This is a genomic window from Neoalteromonas flava (assembly GCF_002807685.1).
Taxonomy (GTDB): domain Bacteria; phylum Pseudomonadota; class Gammaproteobacteria; order Enterobacterales; family Alteromonadaceae; genus Alteromonas_E; species Alteromonas_E flava.
On sequence record NZ_PEAX01000003.1, the window covers coordinates 133957 to 157170 of the forward strand.

Genomic DNA, 23214 nt, shown 5'->3' on the forward strand with positions numbered 1-23214 from the left:
TCTAGATTGCTAAACGGGTAAAAATACGGTTACTGCGCAAGTTGATAGATTCTGACATAATCAACTTCCATGCGAACTGGGAATATCGAGTCGTCGATAGGCCCCCCAGCACGTCCCCAGGCGCCACCAATGGCTAGATTCAAAATGACATGATAGGGGTGATCAAACGGCCACGACTCCCAGCCAGTGCCGTCATTTTCATAATAGAAATAAGGGACTTCATCAAAACTGATAATGATGTATTCGGGCGACCATTCGAGTGAATACAAATGAAATTCAGTATCTACTGACTGTCCTTCAATGCTGGCTTTGCGCTGTTGCCAGTTCATCCAATAATAGGCTTTGTTGTGTACGGTACCGTGAACGGTTTGCATGTCATAACCGACATGTTCCAGGATATCGATTTCGCCGGAATTGGGCCATGCATCACAAGTGGAGCTCCCTTGCCAGTCCTCACCGGCTCCACACTTTGTGGCATACTTAAATGGATTGGACGGCAGCATCCAGGCGGCGGCCCAGGTTCCTTGCCCCTTGGGCACTCGAGCTCTTACCTCGACCTTGCCATAGAGAAAATCACCCTTGCCTTGATTGTGTAGGCGCGCAGATGTGTATTCTGCATTCGCGTATGTCTCTTTGTGTGCTTCGATAATCAAATGACCATTCTCTACTCGAGCATTTTTGCTCCGGTCAGTATAGGCTTGATCTTCATCATTCACTTTTCTAGCAGGCCAGATATCGAATGACCATTTGTTGGGATCCGGTGCTCCGTCGTTGGAAAATTCGTCGTTCCACACCAACTGCCAAGCGCGCTCGTCTTCAATTGCTTGTTTACGCACAATGATCGCGTGGATTAGAGGGGCACCTTGAATCGCTTTGAGATGTATATTGAGGGTTTGGTCATTAACATTGACGCCATAAACGCTACGTACTAACGCCGATACAGGTTGATTATCGCGCGCTAAACGTACGTCTAGCTGCTCAACGACAACGTCGTCTTCAGCCAAAATGTCAAACACGCGCTCGCCGACAGCAATATCGTCGGGTTCAGCAAATTTAAAGGTAACCGCATAGCGGCCATTTTCGACGGGCAGATTGATTAGCAGGTCAGATTCGCGACTTACCCGGTAACTTTGATAAAGCTCTGGGTCTTGAGTACCTTTTATCTCCTCAGACTTACCTTTATCCGCGGCTAAGCTCAAATCGTCAGCAGCGTATTCTACCCCATCTTTGCCGCGATAGGCGGGACCACCAAAATTGATCGCCGCAACAACGCCATCAGCAAACGGTGTAGTTATTTGTGGCGTCGCATTAAGCTGTGTTTTGTCGTCGGTAGATTGAGTGCAGCCTGCTAAGTAAACCACAAATGTAAGTAGTATTAACAGTGGGAGGCGAACAGCTTGCAACATAGATCCATTTCCTACTTAAAAATCTTTTCACGCCCGCAGTTCGGTCGCAGTTATGCACGGAAAGTAGTTCATTGCAGGGTAAACACAACCTAAATAAGCTAAGGCGGACTGGCGCTGCGATTAAATGTACCAGCCTATTTGGAGATGAATTTAAGGGGTATAAGTCGTTCTCTAACCGAGCCAGTTGGACTGCGAAAGAGACCATTTGAGCGCAAACTAGGTTGTTTAAGTCAGCTTACTGTTTAAGCTGACCATGAGTTCAAAAGGCGCGTACTAATTGCTCGCCTTTATTGCAACCATGTCCCAACCTGAAAGCCGTTTATTGTTCGCAATTGCGGCTTTTTCTTTGCTTAATTGCTGCACACCAGATAAAAAGCGCAACAACGTTTAGCCAAGTGTGGTTTTACGTTTTGAATTTATTATGGACAGCGGTAAAGGTCAGCCCACCCTATTGGTGGGCTTTCTAGTCGACATGATCAGCCCAGTTCGTCAGCCACATTGATGCTTCCGCGGCGGACCTCTAACTGCTGCCGCGTCTCCGCCGCGCTTTCTTCGGTGATTGGGTATTTGGCTATAACCAAAATTGCAATGAATGAACAAACTGCAGGAACGAAGGCATCAAATACCCGCATTAACATTAGCGCGTCGTCTGATTGAGCTGAGCCCAAGTCAACGTCGAAACCAGTGACGTTGAGTAACACGCCGCCTGCTGCAAGCGCAACCGCTTGGCCTAATTTTACTACCCACCAGAATATGGACCCGTACATCCCTTCTCGGCGTTGTCCAGTATTTAATTCATCTGCATCACACACGTCGGCCACCATAGAGCCCACCAATGTGAATAAGCTCCCCAACCCGAATGCATACAGAGGAACAGGCAAGAGCAACAGCGCTGGATTATTCGGGTCATAGCAGAACCACTTTAAACAGTAGCCAAACGTTGCGATGCCAATGGTAATAAAGAAGGCTTTACGCTTACCGTACAGACTGGATAATTTTGCGGTTACTAAAATTACCACAAAAGCTGACAATCCCAGCACAGTTCCAGCCCAACCCGCATATTCTGCGCCGAGTGATTGGTTACCAGCAAACACGTAATAAATGATTACGTAGGATTGGAAGGAAGCAACCATAATAAAGCCGTTAAAAACCAAAAATGTGGCAATACAGAGCGCTAGAAAGGGCTTGAAGGAGATCGTGATCGCGAAACCTTTAAAGAAGTCTTTAATACTGCTCATCGGCGGTTCGACTTGATTAAGCGCTTTTGATTGTTTTTCAAACAAGCTCGCTTGCGGCTCTTTCAAAAAGATCGCCGGTAGAATGCCAACGCCGATAGTAAATGCGCCAATGATCATAGCCAGATAACCCGCACCTTCGAGCATATTGTCGAACAAGGCTTCATGTTGCATGAACCATAAAAACCATGGGGAAACTAAGTAAGCAAGTTGACCCATAAAATTTTGTGTAGCCATCAAGCGCGTGCGTTCATGGTAGTCAGGCGTCAGTTCGTAGCCTAACGCTACCCACGGAGTCGCAAACATGGTGTAGGCCAAATAAAAAATTAACGAACCGATTAGAAAGTACCAAAAGTAAAAGCTTTCGCTTTGTCCCTCTGGTAATTGCCACAAAATTATAAAGAAAATGCCGGTAAGAATCGCTCCGCAGAAAATATACGGCCGACGTCGTCCCCAGCGACTACGAGTGCGGTCAGAAATATAGCCCATTAACGGGTCTGTAATCGCGTCAGTAAGGCGAGGTAGTGCCCCTAATAAGCCAACTAGCGCAGGATTCATACTTAATCCAAGGTTAAGGACGATAACCATTCCGCCGATCGCGGCAGCTAAAAGATTATTTACGATAGCGCCAAAACCATAAACGCATTTTAATAAAAACGGGATTTTGTCTTTTTCTAGGGTTTCGGCGTGCAGAGCAGTAGAGTTCATTCAAATTCCTTGGCGGGGAACACAGAGTCTGTTAACAGATTGTTAAGCCCATAGTTAAGATTGCCCAGACCCATAGCAACCCATATTCGGCAGGCTGGGTTTTATCATGCGATAAAATGGTCAAAGCTGAATTGTTAACGATATTTAACATCTTGTATCCGCGTCGACTTTAGACAAATCCATTTGACCGCATTCGAATTGCATCACTAACATATTTCCATACAGTCGGAATATCCACAATAACAATTCTTTCGTGACCCGAGCAAAACGACTGTGAGTAAATCTGCCCAAAACGCGACCAATGAATTAGCATTATCTGCCCATCGCACAGATGCCGAAAACCTGTTGGCACAGATGACGTTGTCGGAAAAGCTCGGGCAAATGAATCAGTTGAACGGTGAGAACGGTCAAATTAGTACTTCCCTCGCTGCCGAGGTGCGCAAAGGGAATGTGGGCTCGATTATCAATGAAGTTGACCCTAATACCGTTGCTGAACTACAGCGAATTGCGCGACAAGAAAGTCGTCTGGGCATACCTTTGCTAGTGGGGCGAGATGTTATTCATGGTTTTGCGACCATATTTCCGATACCTCTAGGCCTAGCATGCTCTTGGAACGAAACGCTAGTCCACGATGTGGCTAGATTCAGTGCCTGTGAGGCTTCATCGGTCGGTATTAATTGGACGTTTTCACCGATGATTGATGTTGCACGGGATCCGCGTTGGGGGCGAATCGCAGAGTCATTTGGTGAAGATCCTCTGCTCGCATCTCGGCTAGGTAATGCAATGGTTTGCGGGTATCAAACCGACGATCCAACCCAAGCCACAGCAATAGCAGCGTGTGCCAAACATTTTGCAGGCTATGGCGCGTCAGAGAGTGGTAAAGACTACAATACAACAAACCTCAGTGAGCATGAGTTACGGCATGTTTATTTGCCGCCGTTCAAGGCGGCTAGTGATGTTGGTGCAATGACTTTCATGACATCGTTTAGTGACCTCAATGGGGTTCCTGTCTCTGCCAACAAATGGCTACTCACTGATATTCTTAAAGATGAATGGGCGTTTATTGGTTTCGTAGTGAGTGATTGGGCTTCAGTTGATCAACTGATCGTGCATGGAATTGCCGCTGACCGAGCGCATGCCGCTGATCTTGCCCTGAATGCTGGGGTTGATATGGAAATGGTCAGCCAAACGTTTATAGAGAACGCTGCAGCACTGCTCGAACAAGGACGCATCAAACTGTCTCATATAGACCAAGCTGTGTTGCGTATTTTGCAGGTCAAGCTCGCTTTGGGCTTGTTTACTCGAGAATCGTCAACAACAGCTGAGTCATTAACCAAAGCGTCACTGGATTTAGCGTACGAAGCTGCGTTGCAAAGCTGCGTCTTGTTACAAAATAGGCGTCAGGTTTTACCCCTGGAGGCTGAAAACCTAAAGCAGATATCAGTATTAGGGTTTTTGGCTGACGATGATTACGAGCAGTTAGGCACTTGGATATTTGATGGTCGCGCCGAACATTCAACAACTTTACTATCTGCACTACATGGAGTATTGCCCGCTACTTCAAACATCCATTATCACCCCGTGTTTGAACATTCGCGGGATACTTCGCATCAGAATATTGTTGAAGCTGCAGCGACTGCTGGTAATAGTGACGCAGTTATTTTGTGTTTGGGTGAAGAAGCAATATTATCGGGAGAAGCTCATTGCAGAGCTGATATCACATTACCGGGAGCACAAGCCACCCTTGTGCATACGCTGGCAGAAACGCTCAAAGGTTCTGGTAAACCACTGATTTTGGTGATCATGGCTGGGCGTCCATTGGTTTTGACTGAATTAGTGGATAAAGTTGATGCCATTTTATATGCCTGGCATCCAGGACATCGTGGGGGCGACGCAATCGCTGATCTTTTAGTCGGGAATCGTTGTCCTGAGGGTAAATTACCGGTGTCATTTCCGCGCCATGGTGGGCAAATCCCAATCTACTACGCGCACAAAAATACCGGGCGTCCTGTGACCCATGATAATTATGCCCATATGAATGAATTTCCTATGCGTGCAGAGCAAACCTCATTGGGAATGGCGGCTTCGCACATGGACACTTATTTTACCCCGTTATATTCATTTGGTTATGGACTTAGCTATGCCTGCTTTGAGTACTCTGCGTTGCGCCTTAGTCAAGATTTGGTGAAATTGAGTGAACGCTTTAAAGTATATCTCTCTGTTCACAATAACAGCCATGTGGCGGGCACCGAAATCGTACAGCTTTATATGCGTGATCCGGTTGCCAACGTCACTCGACCGGTTAAAGAGTTGCTTGATTTTCAGCGCGTTGAATTAAATGCCTTAGAATCGAAAGAGGTATGTTTTGAGGTGGATACAGCACGCCTCGGTTTTTATAATCAATCTAATCAATACTGTGTTGAGGCAGGAGAGTTCTGGTTCGGCGTTGGGCCTGACAGTGATTGCGAATTGAGCGCCAAAATGACATTGGTAGCGCAGTAGTCATGGCGACTTTAATGAATTATCGTCAGCAAGCCGAAGCCATGGTCAAAAAGCTGACCTTAGAGCAAAAAATTGGTCAAATGACTCTCGCGGATCAGTCAACTTGCACCGTTTCTGATGTGACTAACTATAAGTTGGGGGGCGTCATGAGTTCTGCTGGCTCATGCCCAGAGCCGAATTCTGTTGACTCATGGGTAGGGATGATCGATGGGTTTTGGGATGCGGCATTGGCAGTCGATGAGGCAGTCAAAATACCCTTGCTCTATGGTCTCGATGCGATTCACGGTAATGCCAATGTGCAGGGTGCTACCATTTTTCCGCACAATATCGGCATAGGGGCTACGGCTTCTGCTACTACGATTAAAAATCTCGCGGCTATAACGGCCGATGAAGTCAGGGCCATCGGCGCTAACTGGATCTTTGGTCCTAATTTAGCCATGGCACATCACTATCATTGGGGCAGAATGTATGAGAGTGTTTCAGCAGAGCCCAATGTCACCAGTGACTTTGCACGAACATACATCGGGGCAATAAACGAATATCGCAATGATTATCCACTTCTTGCATGCGCTAAGCATTTTGTCGGTGATGGAGGCACTGCTCACGGCATTGAGCAGGGCGATATGCTGGCAAATGCTGATGAATTAGAACGGCACGTTGCACCATTTAGTGCGGCGATTGATGCCGGTGTGCTTTGTATTATGGTCGCATTCAGCAGTTGGAATGGCGAAAAGTGCCACAGTAATCGCTATTTGATCGAGCAAAAACTCAAGCGAGATCTGGGATTCAATGGTTTTGTTTTATCCGATATGCAAGGTGTAAACTACGTCGATGATGATTTGTATAAAGCTGTTGGACAGAGTGTCAACGCTGGCATCGATATGTTTATGGTGCCGCAAAATTGGCGTAACTTTCAAGAGTTACTCACTAAACACATTGAACTGGGCAGTGTTTCGATTAATCGCATCGATGAAGCAGTAAGTCGGATCTTAACAGCAAAGTTAGCACGTGGGCTGTTTTCCGCTCTGAAGCCTTCAGAGCGATGCGTCCCTTATCGAAAACGGTTTGGCAGTCCTGGACACCGTGCGGCAGCAAAAGAAGCAGCAGTGAAAAGTTGTGTACTGCTGAAAAATGACAATGATTGCTTGCCTCTGCAAGCGCAGCAGCGTTTGCTAATAACTGGTCGCGGAGCCTCACACACCGGAATGCAGTGCGGGGGATTTACTATTGACTGGCAGGGAGTTGATGCACCTAACGGGGTGCAAGGTGCCACTTCTATCGCACGAGGTTTACAGCAATATGCTGCATCAAGTCAGACACTTTCACCCGAAGAAGTAAAGAAAGCCGAGACTCTGGATTTTGATGTTGCTGTTGTAGTACTCGGTGAGCGTCCGTATGCAGAAGGGATTGGTGATATCCGTCCGAATGACCAAGTATTGCTGGAATCCAGCAGTCGGGTAGAAGGTAATCTCACTCTACAGCCTCCCTATGGGCGCAGCTTGGCACTGTGCGACTTGCATCCAGAGGATGGGCAGCTAATCCAAGCTATTGCCGCGCGCGGCATTCCTATTGTAACCGTGCTCCTGAGTGGAAGACCATTGATTATCGATCAGGAGTTTGCGCTTTCGCAGGCCTTTATCGCAGCTTGGTTGCCCGGCAGTGAAGGGGACTGCATTGCTGATCTGTTGTATGCAAAACGTGAGTTTAGTGGGCGTTTACCGTTCGCATGGCCTACCGAAAGCGCCGTGATCGAATTGCCGCTGATCAATAACAGTATGCCTTATCGTGAGCGTTGGCCCAGGGGGCACAGTTTAGTCAGCGAAAAATTGACGTCTAAACGTGAAAACACACCGCGACTTGTCGCCTTTAAATCAGCACATTAATTTCCACAATACCTTGAGTAAGGAACACTATGTTAAATCATCGATTAGCCTTGTATTACACTGTAATCGTTTCTTTGGGTGGGTTTATTTTCGGCTTTGATGCTTCGGTTATATCAGGTGCAGTGGGCTTTGTAGCGACAGAGTTTTCTTTGTCAGCGTGGCAGCAAGGGTTTGTGGTTAGCTCACCGACACTGGGTGGTATTGTGGCGACATTTTTAGCCGGTGCAATATGCGATGCTATTGGGCGCAGAAAGACCTTGCAGATAATTGCGTTTTTGTACTTGTTATCCGCAGTGGCATCAGCCTTCGCGGTAGATTATTGGATGTTAATTGCGGCACGGTTTATTGGTGGTATGGCATTTTGTTCACTCATGATTGCTCCTATCTACATTGCTGAAATCAGTGCACCAGAGCATCGTGGCAAGATGGTTTCGGTCAATCAATTCAACATTGTGATTGGTTTTTCGGTCTCTTATTTTAGCAATTATTACTTATTGCAAATGAGTCAAAGCCCTGCAGATTGGGTACAAACATTGGGTATTGGAGACAATGTTTGGCGTTGGATGTTAGGAATTGAGATCATTCCCGCACTGTTATGGTTTGTGCTTTTATTTACGATTCCGCGCAGCCCTCGCTGGTTGGCGCTGAATGGTCATAAAGACGAAGCCTTAAACGTATTAAATAAATTGTTTGACGCTAATCAGGCTAAGCAACACTTTGCCGAAATTACGCATGTTGGTACTACCGAAAAACCCGCTTTAAAAGTTCGCCTTGCAGAACTCTTTGGTAAAACCATGCGGTGGCCAATAATCATTGGTTTGATCGTCGGGATATCGCAACAAGTGACCGGTATCAACGTCGTCTTTTTCTATGCACCGACTATTTTTGAGCAGAGTGGGGTGGGTACTAATGCCGCCTTTATGCAGGCTATTTTTATCGGTGTGGTAAACGTTATTTTCACCATTCTCGCAATGGTATTGATTGATCGGATTGGTCGTAAACCGTTACTCATTGTTGGCTTGTCTGGCGTTATTATTAGTATGTCTATCTGTGCCTATGGTTTTAAATCGGCTACCTATTCGCTGGATGAGGCAACAATCAGTGAAGTCGTGGCTAGTACTAATGACGCAGAATTAACCCAGTTGTCAGCCTTGTCTGGGCAAGTGTTTGAGTCCGATGTTGCTTTTAAGGAAGCGTTGCGCAGCACAGTGGGTGAAGCCGTATTCAATAAACATCAAGGTGCCATTCTACAAAGCGCAAGCAATATGAATGCAATGCTTATTTTGGCCGGCATAATTGGCTTCGTGGCTTCATTTGCAATGTCCTTGGGGCCTGTTATGTGGGTTATGTTTTCGGAAATATTTCCTAATCATTTGCGTGGGATTGCGATTTCGTTGGTTGGCGTGGTGAATAGTTTTGTGAGCTTTATGGTTCAGTTAGTTTTTCCTTGGGAATTGGCGACGCTCGGCGCCGCGATGACATTTATGCTGTACGGTGTTTTTGCCTTTATTGGACTATTGTGTGTGCTGCGCTTTGTACCAGAAACTAAAGGAAAATCCCTTGAGCAAGTGGCGCAAACACTGAAAGCGGCTTAGTAGGTAAAAGTGCAATGATACCGCTTCCTGAAGCTGCTATGCTGGCTGCGGATATCGTTAAGTGAGATGGGTGGAAATGCAAAGCAGGGTTTTAGCATGTTTGCTGTATTTCTTTAGTTGGCAAATCGGTGCTGCAGAGTACGTCATTGCTGTTAATGAGTCTTATCAAGGAAATGTTGATAAGGGGGAGTTACAAGCAATATTCGACGAAATGTACCGGCCTTTAAATATTCGCCCTGTAGTTGCATTTTATCCCTCAAAACGCGGCTTACGTTTGGCTAACTGGGGAGAGATTGACGCTGAGTCGGCGCGTTTACCAGAAGTCGCCAAGCAATATAAAAATTTAATTCAAGTTCCAGAGCCAATTTATCAACACGAACTAAAGTTTTTCTGCCTGGTGGCAGAAAAGTGCCAACTAAACTCGACGAATATTTTAGGTATTGTCAGTGGCTTCCAGGCGGCGCCAGCTTTTTGTGAACAATTCAATCTGCAATGTTTGTTTAATCAGGATGCAACTTTCTTGAGAACTGCGTTATTGAACGGCGGTGTTGACGCATTAGTGGGCAGTGAAGGGACGTTATTACATGTTTTATGTGATGCGCCTGTAAAAACTGTTTATTTTCGTAATGAGACTTCTTATCCATTCGTTAGTTATCATCTGGTCAACCGCAAACATGAGGACAAAGTTGCAGCCCTAAGTGATTCTATCAAGGCGATGCGAGAGCGTGGCGTATTCGCAACCTTCTTTTCGCGAATATCTAAGCCACCAGAGGATTGTAAAATTAAATTGATTGAGTCCAGTTAACCGATACGGCTAGAATGGGCGCATCGTAGTTTTAGGTTTCAGGGAATAGGTGATGTTATCCAAACAACAGCGAGAAGCCTTTCAACAGTGTGGATACGTGGTGTTGCCCAATTTCTTTAGTCATGAAGAAGTTGCAGCGCTGCAAGCTGAGGCGGAGCAGATAGTGGAGGATTTTGATGAGTCAAGCTCCCGCTCAATATTTTCTACCTTCTCCAGCGATACCGATCAAGATTCTTATTTTCTCTATTCTGACGACAAAGTCCGTTGTTTTTTTGAAGCTGACGCGTTTGATCAGCAAGGTGGGCTGCGCCAAGATAAAGCGCTCAGTATCAATAAAATCGGGCATGCATTGCATGTTCTATCGCCGACCTTCAGGGCCTTCAGCACACAGGCTAAAATTCGCCACATGATGCTTGATGTGGGATTGACGCGACCAGAAATCCGCCAGTCCATGTATATTTTTAAGCAACCACGCATTGGCGGTCAGATCCGATGGCATCAAGACGCGACTTATTTTAAAACCGACCCACTATCGGTCGTCACGTTTTGGTTGGCTATTCAACCGGCAACTATCGAAAACGGTTGTTTGCAAGTGGATAAGCGCGGCGATGGATTGGCGTTAAAAGAGCAATTTGTGCGCTATGCTGATGACCATACAGAATTAAAGCTATTGCATGACGAGCCTTGGCCTAATCTCGATCAGGCATTACCACTTGAAGTAGATGCCGGTAGTGTAGTGCTAATGAGTGGAACGTTGCCGCATTTTAGTGCGGCTAATCGCTCTAATCACTCACGTCATGCGTTTACTTTACATGTAACAAGCGCCGATACCACATACGATCCGTTAAATTGGTTGCGCGCGGAAGCGATGCCACTTTAATCCCAAGTTTGCAGAAAAACTAACCATTTAAACATCGATTTCCAGCGCTTGGGTAGTAGATTGTGCGTTTACCGTTTATGCTTAACTAAAAAATAGCGTCTAGTAGAAATGACATTCAAGGCTCTCGTATTAATATCAACGCTTGGTTTATTGGCTTGTAACCAAGCGGAGGCACAATCAGAAGCTGAAGTTGATGCCTTTATAGATAAGGTTAAAACGGTCACTTATGATTGCCCTGATCCGGCCGGTTTTGAGCAGCTGGAGCGCTATTTACAGAGTGCTGACTTAACTCAACGTCAGCGTGTTGCACTATCTGCTGAGAAATCGCATTTCCTTATTTGTGAAGGGAAAACATCTGAAGCTCAAGACCTGCTATTTGATTTAGTTGAATGGGACAACATTGATAAAGCAAGCTACTTTTATGCGTCAGCGGTATATCAGATCGGCTTCACTTATGATGTCAAAGAGCAGCCTGAACGCTGTGAGTATTACCAACAAGCACAAAGCCTAGCCCGTGACGCATTTAGCGATGTATTCCTAAGTGCAACCCTTGGCATCATCACGAACTGTAAGAAAGATCTACCCGTCGGTGAACGCTTGGGTATGATGTTTAATGTTTTGGAGCTGTACTCTGCCAGCAAGAATTATCAAGCTTTAGCTCATATTCACAATTCTATCGGCTTGATTTATGGCGGATTGCAGCAGCATGTTTTAGCTGCTGAGCAATACCTTAAAGCTCATGAGATGGGGTTAAAGGTATACACCGGCAGTAATCAATTGACGATTTTAATTAGTGCTATTTCTTCACTGTTAGCTAGTGGACAATATGACCGAGCTTATGCTGCAATTGTCGAGTTTAATGAAATAAATCAGACGGTTAATACACCGTTAACCAACTTTTTCTATTCTCATGCTCTGGTAGGTTATTACTACCGGATTAACGATATAGATAGCATGAAACGTGAATTGCCATTACTCATGGAGCGGGTAAATGCGCTATCAAATCCGGTTTTCAAAGCGATGGCTGAGTGGTATTCCGTTGTGCCGTGTGTGGCAGACATAGATCTTGTTTGTGTCGAGTCATATCAACAAGAATTCAAGCAGAAACCAGCGTCGGTGCAGCGTTTCTTGCGACAAAATCTAGATTATCTTGAATTGCAGGTAGAAATCGCGTTACTACAAAAAGACTGGGCTAGTGCTGAAGCAGCCTTTTCGGAGTACTCACAGCGCGCCGGAGATACCGCGAGAAATAGCCAGGCATCAGCTAGTATTCATGGAGTAGCGAATCTCTATTCCAAGATCTACTCGCTTGAGTCCGAGGTTGAAAATGCTCAGCAATTGAAACAACGTATTATCGTAATTGGTGGTTTGGCGGCTCTGCTTGTAATCGTGGTTGTGGTCTTCTACTTACGCAAACGCCACTTAGAAAAACTGACCTATGATCCTACTACTAATCTACTCAATGGTGATACTGCGCGGATGCGTATTGAGCAGTTGGCTGCACCAGAAAAAGGTAAGGCTAATGCCCTTGCGTTATTGGATCTAAGTAACTTCCGGGAGCTTACATTGGCAACGGGATTGTCTAAAGGAAATAGCCTGTTACGTCGTCTCGCGCAAACCCTACAAAACATTACCCGAGAGACCGATATACTCGGCCGTTATGGTCCCGAACAGTTTATCTTGTGCCTACCGAATATCGAAGAAAACAGCGCAAAATCGTTTTTCGATCGGTTACAAACAGAATTAGATAATGTGCAAATTGGTGAACCCAGCGCAGAGATGATCAATGTGCGCTCAAGTATGAGTATTTTCATTGCCGAAGAGAAGCTCTCTGATGTAGCCGTGGTCATTGACGAAATGATCATGTCTATCCAGGTAAAAGCGCATAAATCTGCTCGTTGAGGCATAAACAGCAGCACTTGCAGATGGCTGTGCTCGAAGCTGCCTTGTGTTACCATGGCGCGGTCTAATTGAGTGAATTTGTGTATTGTGTATAGTGATAATTTGTTAGCGCCCATTCATGAATTTCTGTTGTGCGAAACACCAGATAACTGGGTGGGCAATGCCTGTGAAAGTGCAAACCTTCCCGTATTATTAGTTGACCATGCCAATTGTGAATTAAATGCATAGGTGTGCATATTCCTTGCTATAATTAGTTGAGAGGAGAATATGCAGTGAAAAAAGCTTATTTATACCAAAGATTTAGTGCCGAGGTACAAAGAGGAAATTCGTCAGAGGACAGGCAGCTTGAACTTCAATTAGAGTGGCTGGAAAGAAACAAACATAAAGCCATAAAAGCAGAAGAAGGTAATATGTTTGATGATGGGTTTTCTGCTTCAAAGGGTGAACACATAGAAAAAGGAGCACTTGGCAGATTTTTTGAAGCGATAGAAGATGGTTTGGTTGAGAGAGGCTCATACCTTTTGGTTGAAAATTTTAGCAGACTTACTCGCTACGATATTACCCCTTCCGAAGACCTTGTAAAAAAACTATGGGATGCAGATATTACCATTGTAACTGTGTCAGATGGCATGGAATACACACCTGCACATACCAATGACCCGGCAACAAGGACAAGATTACTTTTCGAATTCGATAGAGCTTATCGAGAAATAGAATGGCACAAGAAAAAAATTTCTTACAGTTATCAGAAAAGGTTTAAGGATTTCGTACAGCATGGAACTATTCCTAAACTGCGAAGACCGTTTTGGCTCGACAGAGACGGAAAGCTCAATAAATATGCTGATGCTGTGAAAAGGATGTTTGAACTGTACACCAGTGGTAATGGACAGGTAATTGTCTCTCGCACGTTGAAAGAAGAGTTTCCAGATTACGAACCAATTCAAAAAATGATACCAACCACAGTCATTCGTATTATTACAAGCGATATAGTCAGAGGAATTTGGAAAGGTGAGAAAATGTTTGAAGCCGCAGTTGATGATGGTCTGTATATAGAAGCAAACCACGCACATGCAACTCGTCTTAATAAACATAAAAGCTCTAATGCTAAGCGGATTTGGCCTTTGAGTGGATTGTTCAGATGTGGGCATTGTGTATCTGTCAGGGATAAAAATGAACATTCTGGAATGAGTATTCAACAGACCGCTAATAGTCTTCCGTTGCTTCGTTGCAGTTTCAGACAAAGAAAGGCAGGAAGAGATGCCAAATGTGCTGAAAATGGAGAGCCTACTACTTTTCCCTACATATTAGCCCATTGGTTTTTTGTTAATGTCGTTCAAAGAAAGGCATTAGAAAAATTTTCTTCACAGAACTCAGACGTGGAATTAAAAAAGAAATTGCAGGAAGTAAATGTTGAGATTTCAAAATTACAAAAGGCCCTGGACGAATCACTGTTCGAATACAATGAACTGGTAAAGGCAGGGAAAGCTGTGAAGTTCGTAATTGGTATGATTTCTCAACTTGAAGAGAAATTAGAAAATCTCAAAACAAGAAGGGAGGAAATTAACTTAGAACTCAGAAATATGAACAGGTTTACGATCTCACCCGAAGCATCAACATTGATTGAAAATGTCGAGACTTTTAACCGCACAATGCGTGAACTGGATATCAAAATTATTATAAAAAATCGAACTCTGTATTTTGAAGGGGAAAAAGGTTATGAATACACGAGATATTGTAAGAAAGAAGATACTTATTACTACTTTGACCATGTTTACATGAAAAGGGAATGCCCTGTGCCGATCAAGCCGAATATAAACGGGCTGTTAATGAAAAAGGTGCTTAGTCCAAAAGAAGCTGCTGACCCAAGAAACATAGACGATAGTTTCTTTTTGCAGTTCTTTGATTCTTCGCTCGGCACATAAGTGCCGATTGCGACTTGAACATAATTTAATTAAAAATTAGCAATAGAAAGTGTTAAGGCGAATCTCTTTCGATATTCTTTTAATTCAGCAGGTGAAAGCTCAACTCTGCGAAACCTCCCTTTTTCTGAAACTTCATAGTACGCTTGGTAATAAAGAATATCTGACTCAGTAGGTTTGGCTGGAACCTCCACATTAGGTGGGTAGTATCCACCTTGGCATACCTCTTTGCCGCTTTTTAGTTTCAGTTTAGTGAAAGGCATAAAAAACGAGTGGTAATTTAGCTTTTTTGTTTGTAGCAGGTTCTTAAGAGTTGTAGTAATTTTTGTCATAGTATCCCCCTTGTATTGTTAGTTTGTTGTAGACAAAACTTTTCTGGGTAATGACAAAAACTTTTTTGCTTTTGCGTTCCCCCTCAATTTTTAATTTGGCAAAGAATTGAGGAAGAACTGCGGTTAGGCGGAACTCCTCAATACTTCATATAAGTATTTAAATAATTCATTTTTTACCGTTATACTGGTTAATTTCAAAATACTGCGATATCATAACAAATTAGAATAAAAAGTCAAGATATTTTTGCATAAAGTCCTTGACTTTTAAAATTTAATTTTTTTGACTTTCGTGAATGCCTTATATTTACTGAGTTTGTCACTTTTCTCTAATTCAAAAAAAATTTCTTTTTCTTTTTTGAGATCACAGGTTGGATTGTCTTTAATTGATTTTTTTACCTGTTCAGCGACAGTTAACCCAGCGGTAAGATCTATTTCAGATATTTCATCTATACACTTGACTAACTTTTCAGCATTTTTCCTAATGCTCTTTTTTTCTATTTTTTGGGCTGAATTGAGGAGGTTTAGAGTGTAAGTACTAATCTTTGCCAATAAGCGTTTAAATTTACGTTTTAGTTGAATTATTTTTCGTTTGTAGGACAACTCCAATTCAGATATTTTGAGTTCGAGTTCTTTTATTTCTTTTTTGTTATTCTCGACTATTTTATTTTGCTTCTGTTCTATGTATTTATCTTTTTTTAAGTGAGTCTTTTTGGTTATTTCCTTTGACTTACCTCTTCTAAACCCCAAATCAGAAAAAATAGTCCCAGCGATGTCCTGCATTTTAGAAAAATCATTTCGTTTTAACTCTCTCCAACGTGATTTATTTGTCTTGAATTCATAATTATAAAACGTTAAATGCGCGTGAACATTCCTTACGAGACTATTCTTAACATGTCCTTCATCAAGGTGAAACTGAAAGCCAATCGGTTCTAATCCATATAGTTTTTTTATCTCTTCCATATATTCGCGAGTATATATCGTAAGTGCCTCTTGAAGTTCTTTCTGAGATAAACTTTGTTCGAGGTTTTCGAACTGTTCGAGTGAAAATACAAGCACTCCGTCAAGTAGCGTAGTAGCGTCTTTTCTGATCGATTTGCCTTTTGCAATTTCTACTTTACGTCTTAACTGCTGATAATTATTTATGAGGCCGGGATCACCAAAGTTGTTTTTAGTATGATCAATAAAGGAATTTTTATTGACTTTAAATTGTCTGTTTATATGTCCGAGTACGCCAGAGACATTACTATCCTTGTAATATTTAAAATTAAGAGATACAAAATCTTTCATTCATTTCCTGATTGTTCTCTTTACAGCTAACCACAAAAAATAATTAATGCAATAGGGCAATGTTTTAGCCCATTAAAACATTACACCGAGTAATGCACTGGGCAAGCGATATCGCTTGAAGGAGCGGTCGCAAATGAGGCGAAGCCGCGACCAAGATAGAAATAAACAAACTTGTTTGTTTTCAGAAAAGAGCGAAGCGACCAGAAAAAATGCTTAATGTAATATCCAAACATTAACGAAGTTAGTGTTTGATTAGTAATCAAAATTGGTTTCTCGATAAGGGATTACTTATTACGCAACTTAATATATAAAAAAAGAAGATTTTCTTACATTTTTGAAAAAACCGAAAATTAGCCATTTTTTAATAATACATATGTGAAATCAATTTCCATATATTGAAAAATTCATTTCTTGCCATTGCATAAATATTTTTTTGGTGTACCTCATATATTATCTAAAAGGAGAAATATATGAGTTTAATATTTAATGAGAAATGGACAGATGAGGAAAAAATACACTTTTTAACTATGAGAATAGAGCTTCTTGAAGAGGAGCTGAACGATTGCAAAAAATCTTTAATTGATAAGGATGATGAACTAAAAAAGTTCAAAAAGACTGCTTCAGCTTCGAAGTACTTTGCAATGTTTACTCTTAACCAAAAAATAATCAGGGACTTAGTTTCGAGTAGCCCAAGTGCTTTCCGAATCTTTCATTTTATGGCTTGTAACTGTAACAAGCGAAACACAATACACATAAGAGAAATAGATCTATCGAGCATCTTAGGAATTACACCAAAAACTGTAATTGATAGCTTGAAGCTGCTTGAAGAACACAAATTTATAAAAATTGTTATCGATTCAATGGATAATAAAAACCGCTTCTATATTCTAAATTCAAGAATAATATGGAAAAGTTCACTGGCAGATAAGTTTCACAGTGACTTTCACGTCCAACCAAAGTCTTTTAAGCTATCAAAAGAGAGAAAAACTAAAAAGAAGTATGTAGAACGATTTACCTACTAAACTTACGCGCTTTGTATTTACCCGGTAGTTCAATGTCATCAGTGGAAGGGTATTCAATGTTAACTTCTTTTGAATCATGCGTTTCCGCTGATAGGCTCTTTTCTGATTCAAGTGCCGCTAATTCACGCATTAATAACTGCTCTTGTATATATGGGAGAAGCTTTTCAATATCATCAACACCAAACAGTTCACACAACTTGGCAATGTTAACTTCATATTTGGCTAATCTCTTCTCCAAGCCAGCAACTCTTTTTTTATTTTCAAAATTGTCTTTTAAAAGTTCTCCTCGACTCGAAGAGCAGGCTCGTGATTGTTCTTCCCAAAAGGCTGCTTTTTCTTCTGCTTCTCTTAAAGAGTCGGTTAAGTGCTTAACTTTTGTCTGCGTAATATTAATTCGCTTTTTTAGAAGTTTATATTTTATCTCGTAGTTGTTGATTTTACTCATAAATTAATTTTTTGTTGTTACCTTCATCGTATACCAAAAATGGACATAATCAACCCCTGTCACAAAACATCCAAGGAAAGTAATTTCAGTCAGTTTGAGATACAATGTCGGCAGAAATTAGGAGTTAATCAAATATGCAGTTAGAAGAGCTTTTGGAGCCAGTAAGTTCATTCTTACATTGTGAAACACCAATGGAATGGATCGACTATGCAAAGAAGGAGGAAAACTTACCAATCATTCTTCAAGACCATTTAGCGTGTGAGCTTAAAGCTGCACAAACGGCAATGCTACTTATCAGAAAGTATGCCGTTGACGAAAACAGTGGAAATAAGCTTCTCGCTTGGCTTCAACCCTATGAAGCTTATGTATATAGGCAAGAAGGGAGCATGGAAGCGCTAAAAAATAATTTAAAGTTTACCAAAGCATTAGTGCCAAAATCAGAGTCTGATTTCGGTCAAGAATTGATAGATAAAATGGTTCTTTTGATTAAGGAAGAGCTACACCATTTTTATCAAGTATTAGAGATCATGGAAGCACGAGGAATTCCGTACAAAAGCGTATCTGCTGGTCGTTATGCTAAGGGATTGATGCGTCATGTCAGAACACACGAACCAGCCACATTAATTGATAAATTAATATGCGGTGCGTATATAGAAGCGCGGTCTTGTGAGCGGTTTGCAAAACTTGCACCGTACTTGGATGATGATTTAAATACATTCTATGTGTCATTGCTCAGGTCAGAAGCCCGTCACTACCAAGACTATTTAAAACTGGCACAAAAACTTTCAGAAACTGATTTATCTGAACGCATAAAGTATTTTGGTGAAGTAGAGAAAGAGCTTATTATGACAAGTGACTCTGACTTTAAGTTTCACAGCGGCGTGCCAGACAAAGACGCAGAAATGCCTTAGTAGTTTCAAAAGATTACCTTGCAAGAGTAGCAATGAGCTACTCTTGATGAGAATTTATAACTGTCTCGATTATTGAATCAATTTTAATTTGAAGTAATTTTATCTCTTCATCGATGGCTTCTTGGGCTTCTATAACTTCATTAATTCTATTAACGATAAACTCTTGTGCTTCAATTCCAGGTATTGGAAGTCTAAAATTATTGAGTTCGGTCGCAGAGACTTTGACCATTGTTTGATTTTTTCCCTTGGCTACGTATTTAAAATAGAGCCTCCCAAAAAATGAATTAAATAAATAGGCGAGATATTTTTTGTTTACCTTTGATTCATCAAATACGACTTTGATGTAGAGATCAGGGAAGATCAAATTTTCATCAACATCTGTTTCTACTATCGAAGCAAGTGCAACTAAATCAACTGTGTTTCCGCGACTTACGAAAAAATCTTCCTTCTGTATGAAAAAATCACTTATATTTTTTCTGGTTATCTCTGTAAACTTCGCAGGCATTAAGTTCAATGTACCATTAAGTGAGAAATGTTCTTGACCTAAAACACCAATGCCATCGCCAGATTCTACCGAGACTGGACTCCATCCATTCTTCGTCGATATTATGAACCTTCCTAATGTTTCTATACAATCAATATCCTTATATATAAACTCTTGAATTTCCTGCAATTTATTCCAGCGAAAACTACTTCTTATGCCAGCATTATTGAAGCCTATTTTATTAAAAGCACTAACAATAACTCTCTCTTTATCCAATTCATTAACGGCTTCGAGTGAAATATTAAAGTATTCCGAAAAAACCTCATTTAGTATTTCAGCAGTACTTTTCTTTTTATTTTTCAACTCCAAGATTTGTGCTTTAATTGGCTTTATCTTCTCAATAGCCTCATTTTGATGGAGGCGATCTATATGAGGGACACTCAAATTTAATAGGTCTACCTCCTTATAAGAAGAGATACCAATACCTCGATAGATATGTTTATCTAAAATTGATTTAAGTCGTTTTGTTCTCAACATATAGAGAACAAATTCTTGGTTCCAATTCTTTGCTACTTTAAATATGTAGAATCCATTCGAAAAAACATACTCTGCCAAATCGAAATCGAACATCAATGCAGGTGCTCTTGCACCTTTCAAGCTTGAAATTAAAATACATTCTTGATCAGCATGGTATTTCAAACGATTCGGTCTATCTTCTTTTGTTATCAGCTGAGTAGTAGTTATGTCACCAAACTCATTTGTATATTCTTTCCCAGTAGGTACTCCTTGATACAGTCGATTTTCTTCGAACTCAAAAAGTTTATAATAAGGAATTAAAATTTCTTTCAGCCGTACCAGATTTGAGCGTTTTGAATCAAAGATATCATAACCAGAAAGGTCCATAAGTTTATTGAACTTGCAATCAATTCTGAGAGTGTCGTCGTTGCACAGAGACGAAAAAGTCGCTTTAAACATGATTACTCCCAAACAATATCATTTCTTATTCTGTCTAATATTTTTATTAATTTAGAATCCCGCAGAACGATATCGTCACTTTTATACTTAGAAAGTAATCCACTCTTAAAATGGGAAATGAGTTCATCATCAGTTCTTTCTGTATATTCTTTCTTCAAATTATCATTTTCATAATATTTGGAAGCTATTTTACTTACTTCTTCTTTCTCTTTAATTAAATCTTCCTTTTTTGATTCAAGAAAAGAAACGTCGCTTTCTATCTTGGTGACCTTTTGTTGAAGGGTGTTGCTTTTTTTCTTGGCTAACCTTTCATTAAGACTTTCTAATTCAGCTATATTCTCATTTACTTGTTCAGTTATTATTCTTATGTTCTTGTCATAAGTTGCTAATATGGACTGTATATTCAATTCACTCGGTGCAAACTCGATGTCGAACAAATCATTTGGCATGGCATTTTCACCACGTTTTGTACGTTTATATCCAACATTCTCTGCGTCAGCAAAGAATATGTTGTAATCTAACTCTCTTGCGACTTCACCAAAGACCCACCATGCATTATAAAAACCGAAAACGTTAGTTTCTTTTTCATATTTTGAAAGACTTACTATTTCGTCGCTGTACTTTCTCAAAACATCCTTGATTTCAAGTTCATCATCAACTTCTGAAAAATGGTCTTTTAAAAAACGCTTTATGTTTTTCTTTATGTTATCAAATGATTTATTTTCTAAGTCTTCAACAACATCTTTTGCCCACCTTTTATTGAGCTTCTCTCCATTTACGAAGAACTTAATGTAATCATTTACTCTTGTTTTTAACAGATTCCATTCTTTGCCATATTTATCCCAAATTTCGTTCCATTCCTTAACTTGCTTTTTTGTTTTCTTTTGAGCGAACAGCAAGCTTGTTTTTGTAGAAGTATAAGGTTCAAAAGTAACTGGCGGGAGACTTACCACTGCTTTTACATTGAAATATTTGAAAATAAACAATCTGATATATTTATTTTCGGTAGTATCAAACACACTCTCTGGTAGAACCACACCAAGCCGCCCACCTTCTTTTAACAATTGATAGTAACGCTCCAAGAACAGATTTTCCGAATTCTTTTTGTCACCAAAAATAAATGTGCTCTTTACTTCTCTTTGAGTTTGGGTGTCTAAGTCTACGTTGAATGGAGGATTGCTTATTGCAACATCAAACTTCGCATTCACTTCTTTATCGTTATATAAAGGCTCAGATGAAGATGTTTCCAGAAAGTTTGGAGAGTTTTCTTTTACATAAAATCGAAAAGGCAACAGTCCGTCTTTGACGAAAATATTAGTTGAACCATCGCCATGCAGAATCATGTTGACTTTTGATGCTGTTCCCAAATCAAAGTTAATTTCTGAACCATACAAATACTCTCTTGCCCATTTATTTTCTGCATAGTCAGGCATAAATAATTCTTCGAATCTTTGTTTTATCTGTCTGCTCGATTTCAGCTTTGCTTTTTGTTTGTATTTTATCTCTTTGGTAATAAGCTTCATCGCTTCCACTAGGTATGTGCCACTACCAGCGGATGGATCTATAATAAGTGGTAATTCTCTATCGTCATTCAGCCGATCAATCGCTAATTTATCTAATTGCAGTGCATAAAGAAGAAAATTTACAATAGGGGTTGGTGTGAAAAATTGCCCTTTGTTTTGCTTAAACCCATCTCTTGTAATAGATTCAAAGAAATCACCCAAGATGTCTTTCCCATCTAAGGAACTTCTTCCTTCTAAAAATGAAAAACCTTCTAATGTTTGGACTGTATAAATTAACTTGTTTAATGGAAACTTATTTCGATTAATTACGTTATCATCATCGATCTTTTGTTGCTCTGATACATTTAGTTGTTCTCGTAACGCTCTTTTGAAAAGAATATTTATACGCTCGTATACTTTCTCAGAAGCCTCAACATGGTTTCCATATTGATATATTTGAAAGTCATACTCTTGACCATCTTCTTTTTCATATTCGTCTTGTATTTTGGCAAGTATGATGTTGACGAGAGAATAAAAAATTTCACTGTCGTTAGTACCCCCTCCACCCCAGAGTACGTTGTGCAGATTTCTACCCAAACCTTCAATTTCTTCTCGGTTAATTTTTGTACGTAAATCGTGCTTTTCGTGCCCTTTGATCAAAGGTTGCTTTTTAGGCTCTCCATATCCTGCTGTCAGCTCAGTCGCAATTGAAATGAATCCGTCTTTTTCCCATTGTGAATAGTCACGGTACTTTTCAAAATCAATTATTATCGCTTTATCTAAAATACCTTCTTCTTGTAGATCAGTAGTATAATAAACTAAGTATTTAACTTTTGTTTTGAAATCCTTTTCCTCGGCATGGGCCAATGAAAAAAGTTGCCCCTCTATTTCATTTTTATCTTTTTCAAACTTATCGGGAGCTTTCGTTTCAATAAAGAAGAAGGGGTTTCCGTCTTGATCTTTTATTATAACGTCGATTCTTGGTGAGAGTTTGCCGTGACCAGCCTTTACCGAGTACTCTTTTTCTAACTCAATGTGTTCCGCTTTGTAATCTAACTCATTTACCAATTTATCTATTAAAAATGCCCTTACTATTTCCTCATCTCCTGTAAGGGATTTTAAGACTCTATTTTGCTTTACTTTCTCTGAATATTTTACGCTTGCTTTATCGATATTTATCTCAGCAACTTTGCTTTTTTGTTGTCGAAGCTTTTGCTCTATTTCTTCTTTCCATTCTCTCATTGGACGAGGTCTTCCTTAATTTTACTTGTCTGAACTCTTTGTTAACTCTGTATAATTTGTATACAAGTTCATTTGCTGCATTAATACTTTGATTTAAGCATAAAACATGCAGTCATTGCCATTAGGTTGTCTATTACTTTACTGGTAAAGCGTAATATTTCGTGTATTCTTCTATCAAT

At 40.9% G+C, this 23214-nt stretch carries 17 protein-coding genes; 10 read left to right on the forward strand and 7 right to left on the reverse strand.

Annotated features, from left to right (window positions below; all coding sequences use genetic code 11):
• Positions 1–29: 29 nt before the first annotated feature.
• Together CSH92_RS06690 and CSH92_RS06695 are read right to left on the reverse strand one after the other, a co-directional pair.
• Positions 30–1406 (reverse strand): malectin domain-containing carbohydrate-binding protein, encoded by a 1377-nt coding sequence (locus CSH92_RS06690; protein ID WP_100656862.1) that lies wholly within the window; start codon positions 1404–1406, stop codon positions 30–32.
• Positions 1407–1882: 476 nt separating this feature from the next.
• Positions 1883–3349, reverse strand: a complete 1467-nt coding sequence (locus tag CSH92_RS06695) for an MFS transporter (RefSeq protein WP_100656863.1) — start codon at positions 3347–3349, stop codon at positions 1883–1885.
• A 273-nt stretch (positions 3350–3622) separates the two neighbouring features.
• Here CSH92_RS06695 and CSH92_RS06700 point away from each other — a divergent pair, with 273 nt between their 5' ends.
• The 8 genes from CSH92_RS06700 (at position 3623) to CSH92_RS06735 (ending at position 14838) form a co-directional block, all read left to right on the forward strand.
• On the forward strand, positions 3623–5851 hold the full coding sequence (locus CSH92_RS06700; protein ID WP_240612753.1) for a glycoside hydrolase family 3 N-terminal domain-containing protein: 2229 nt from the start codon (positions 3623–3625) through the stop codon (positions 5849–5851).
• Positions 5852–5865: 14 nt separating this feature from the next.
• Complete coding sequence (locus CSH92_RS06705) at positions 5866–7734, forward strand: glycoside hydrolase family 3 protein (RefSeq protein ID WP_164084676.1); 1869 nt, start codon at positions 5866–5868, stop codon at positions 7732–7734.
• A 29-nt stretch (positions 7735–7763) separates the two neighbouring features.
• Entirely contained in the window at positions 7764–9329 is a 1566-nt protein-coding gene (locus tag CSH92_RS06710; RefSeq protein WP_100656865.1) for a sugar porter family MFS transporter, read from the forward strand.
• A gap of 76 nt (positions 9330–9405) precedes the next feature.
• Positions 9406–10134, forward strand: a complete 729-nt coding sequence (locus CSH92_RS06715; RefSeq protein WP_124916933.1) for a type 2 periplasmic-binding domain-containing protein — start codon at positions 9406–9408, stop codon at positions 10132–10134.
• Positions 10135–10186: 52 nt separating this feature from the next.
• Positions 10187–11014, forward strand: coding sequence for a phytanoyl-CoA dioxygenase family protein (locus CSH92_RS06720; protein WP_100656867.1), 828 nt, complete (start codon positions 10187–10189; stop codon positions 11012–11014).
• A gap of 108 nt (positions 11015–11122) precedes the next feature.
• Positions 11123–12916: a GGDEF domain-containing protein gene (locus CSH92_RS06725; RefSeq protein WP_100656868.1), complete on the forward strand. Its 1794-nt coding sequence runs from the start codon at positions 11123–11125 to the stop codon at positions 12914–12916.
• A gap of 87 nt (positions 12917–13003) precedes the next feature.
• A complete protein-coding gene (miaE, locus tag CSH92_RS17305; RefSeq protein WP_100657454.1) occupies positions 13004–13144 on the forward strand; it encodes a tRNA isopentenyl-2-thiomethyl-A-37 hydroxylase MiaE in 141 nt (46 codons plus the stop codon).
• Between the two features lie 44 nt (positions 13145–13188).
• On the forward strand, positions 13189–14838 hold the full coding sequence (locus CSH92_RS06735; RefSeq protein WP_164084677.1) for a recombinase family protein: 1650 nt from the start codon (positions 13189–13191) through the stop codon (positions 14836–14838).
• Between the two features lie 29 nt (positions 14839–14867).
• Here the strand turns inward: CSH92_RS06735 and CSH92_RS06740 are convergent, their stop codons facing one another.
• Positions 14868–15167 (reverse strand): hypothetical protein, encoded by a 300-nt coding sequence (locus CSH92_RS06740; RefSeq protein WP_100656870.1) that lies wholly within the window; start codon positions 15165–15167, stop codon positions 14868–14870.
• 264 nt (positions 15168–15431) lie between these two features.
• Complete coding sequence (locus tag CSH92_RS06745) at positions 15432–16454, reverse strand: plasmid recombination protein (RefSeq protein ID WP_100656871.1); 1023 nt, start codon at positions 16452–16454, stop codon at positions 15432–15434.
• 470 nt (positions 16455–16924) lie between these two features.
• Here CSH92_RS06745 and CSH92_RS06750 point away from each other — a divergent pair, with 470 nt between their 5' ends.
• Positions 16925–17476, forward strand: a complete 552-nt coding sequence (locus CSH92_RS06750) for a hypothetical protein (RefSeq protein WP_100656872.1) — start codon at positions 16925–16927, stop codon at positions 17474–17476.
• Here CSH92_RS06750 and CSH92_RS06755 read toward each other — a convergent pair.
• Entirely contained in the window at positions 17466–17921 is a 456-nt protein-coding gene (locus tag CSH92_RS06755; protein ID WP_100656873.1) for a hypothetical protein, read from the reverse strand. The two genes, CSH92_RS06750 and CSH92_RS06755, sit on opposite strands and share 11 nt — an antisense overlap.
• A 134-nt stretch (positions 17922–18055) precedes the next feature.
• Here CSH92_RS06755 and miaE (CSH92_RS06760) point away from each other — a divergent pair, with 134 nt between their 5' ends.
• On the forward strand, positions 18056–18832 hold the full coding sequence (gene miaE, locus CSH92_RS06760) for a tRNA isopentenyl-2-thiomethyl-A-37 hydroxylase MiaE (RefSeq protein ID WP_100656874.1): 777 nt from the start codon (positions 18056–18058) through the stop codon (positions 18830–18832).
• 37 nt (positions 18833–18869) lie between these two features.
• Here the strand turns inward: miaE (CSH92_RS06760) and CSH92_RS06765 are convergent, their stop codons facing one another.
• Both CSH92_RS06765 and CSH92_RS06770 read right to left on the reverse strand, forming a co-directional pair.
• Entirely contained in the window at positions 18870–20291 is a 1422-nt protein-coding gene (locus tag CSH92_RS06765; protein ID WP_100656875.1) for a restriction endonuclease subunit S domain-containing protein, read from the reverse strand.
• 2 nt (positions 20292–20293) lie between these two features.
• Positions 20294–23035 carry a type I restriction-modification system subunit M gene (locus CSH92_RS06770; protein ID WP_100656876.1) on the reverse strand — a complete coding sequence of 914 codons (2742 nt, stop codon included), beginning with the start codon at positions 23033–23035 and terminating at the stop codon, positions 20294–20296.
• Positions 23036–23214 lie beyond the last annotated feature (179 nt).

Coding starts and splice junctions, on each gene's coding strand:
- CSH92_RS06690 (WP_100656862.1), bottom strand. CDS start 1,406: ATGTTGCAAGCTGTTCGCCTCCCACTGTTAATACTACTTACATTTGTG.
- CSH92_RS06695 (WP_100656863.1), bottom strand. CDS start 3,349: ATGAACTCTACTGCTCTGCACGCCGAAACCCTAGAAAAAGACAAAATC.
- CSH92_RS06705 (WP_164084676.1), top strand. CDS start 5,866: ATGAATTATCGTCAGCAAGCCGAAGCCATGGTCAAAAAGCTGACCTTA.
- CSH92_RS06710 (WP_100656865.1), top strand. CDS start 7,764: ATGTTAAATCATCGATTAGCCTTGTATTACACTGTAATCGTTTCTTTG.
- CSH92_RS06715 (WP_124916933.1), top strand. CDS start 9,406: ATGCAAAGCAGGGTTTTAGCATGTTTGCTGTATTTCTTTAGTTGGCAA.
- CSH92_RS06720 (WP_100656867.1), top strand. CDS start 10,187: ATGTTATCCAAACAACAGCGAGAAGCCTTTCAACAGTGTGGATACGTG.
- CSH92_RS06725 (WP_100656868.1), top strand. CDS start 11,123: ATGACATTCAAGGCTCTCGTATTAATATCAACGCTTGGTTTATTGGCT.
- CSH92_RS06740 (WP_100656870.1), bottom strand. CDS start 15,167: ATGACAAAAATTACTACAACTCTTAAGAACCTGCTACAAACAAAAAAG.
- CSH92_RS06745 (WP_100656871.1), bottom strand. CDS start 16,454: ATGAAAGATTTTGTATCTCTTAATTTTAAATATTACAAGGATAGTAAT.
- CSH92_RS06750 (WP_100656872.1), top strand. CDS start 16,925: ATGAGTTTAATATTTAATGAGAAATGGACAGATGAGGAAAAAATACAC.
- CSH92_RS06755 (WP_100656873.1), bottom strand. CDS start 17,921: ATGAGTAAAATCAACAACTACGAGATAAAATATAAACTTCTAAAAAAG.
- miaE (WP_100656874.1), top strand. CDS start 18,056: ATGCAGTTAGAAGAGCTTTTGGAGCCAGTAAGTTCATTCTTACATTGT.
- CSH92_RS06765 (WP_100656875.1), bottom strand. CDS start 20,291: ATGTTTAAAGCGACTTTTTCGTCTCTGTGCAACGACGACACTCTCAGA.
- CSH92_RS06770 (WP_100656876.1), bottom strand. CDS start 23,035: ATGAGAGAATGGAAAGAAGAAATAGAGCAAAAGCTTCGACAACAAAAA.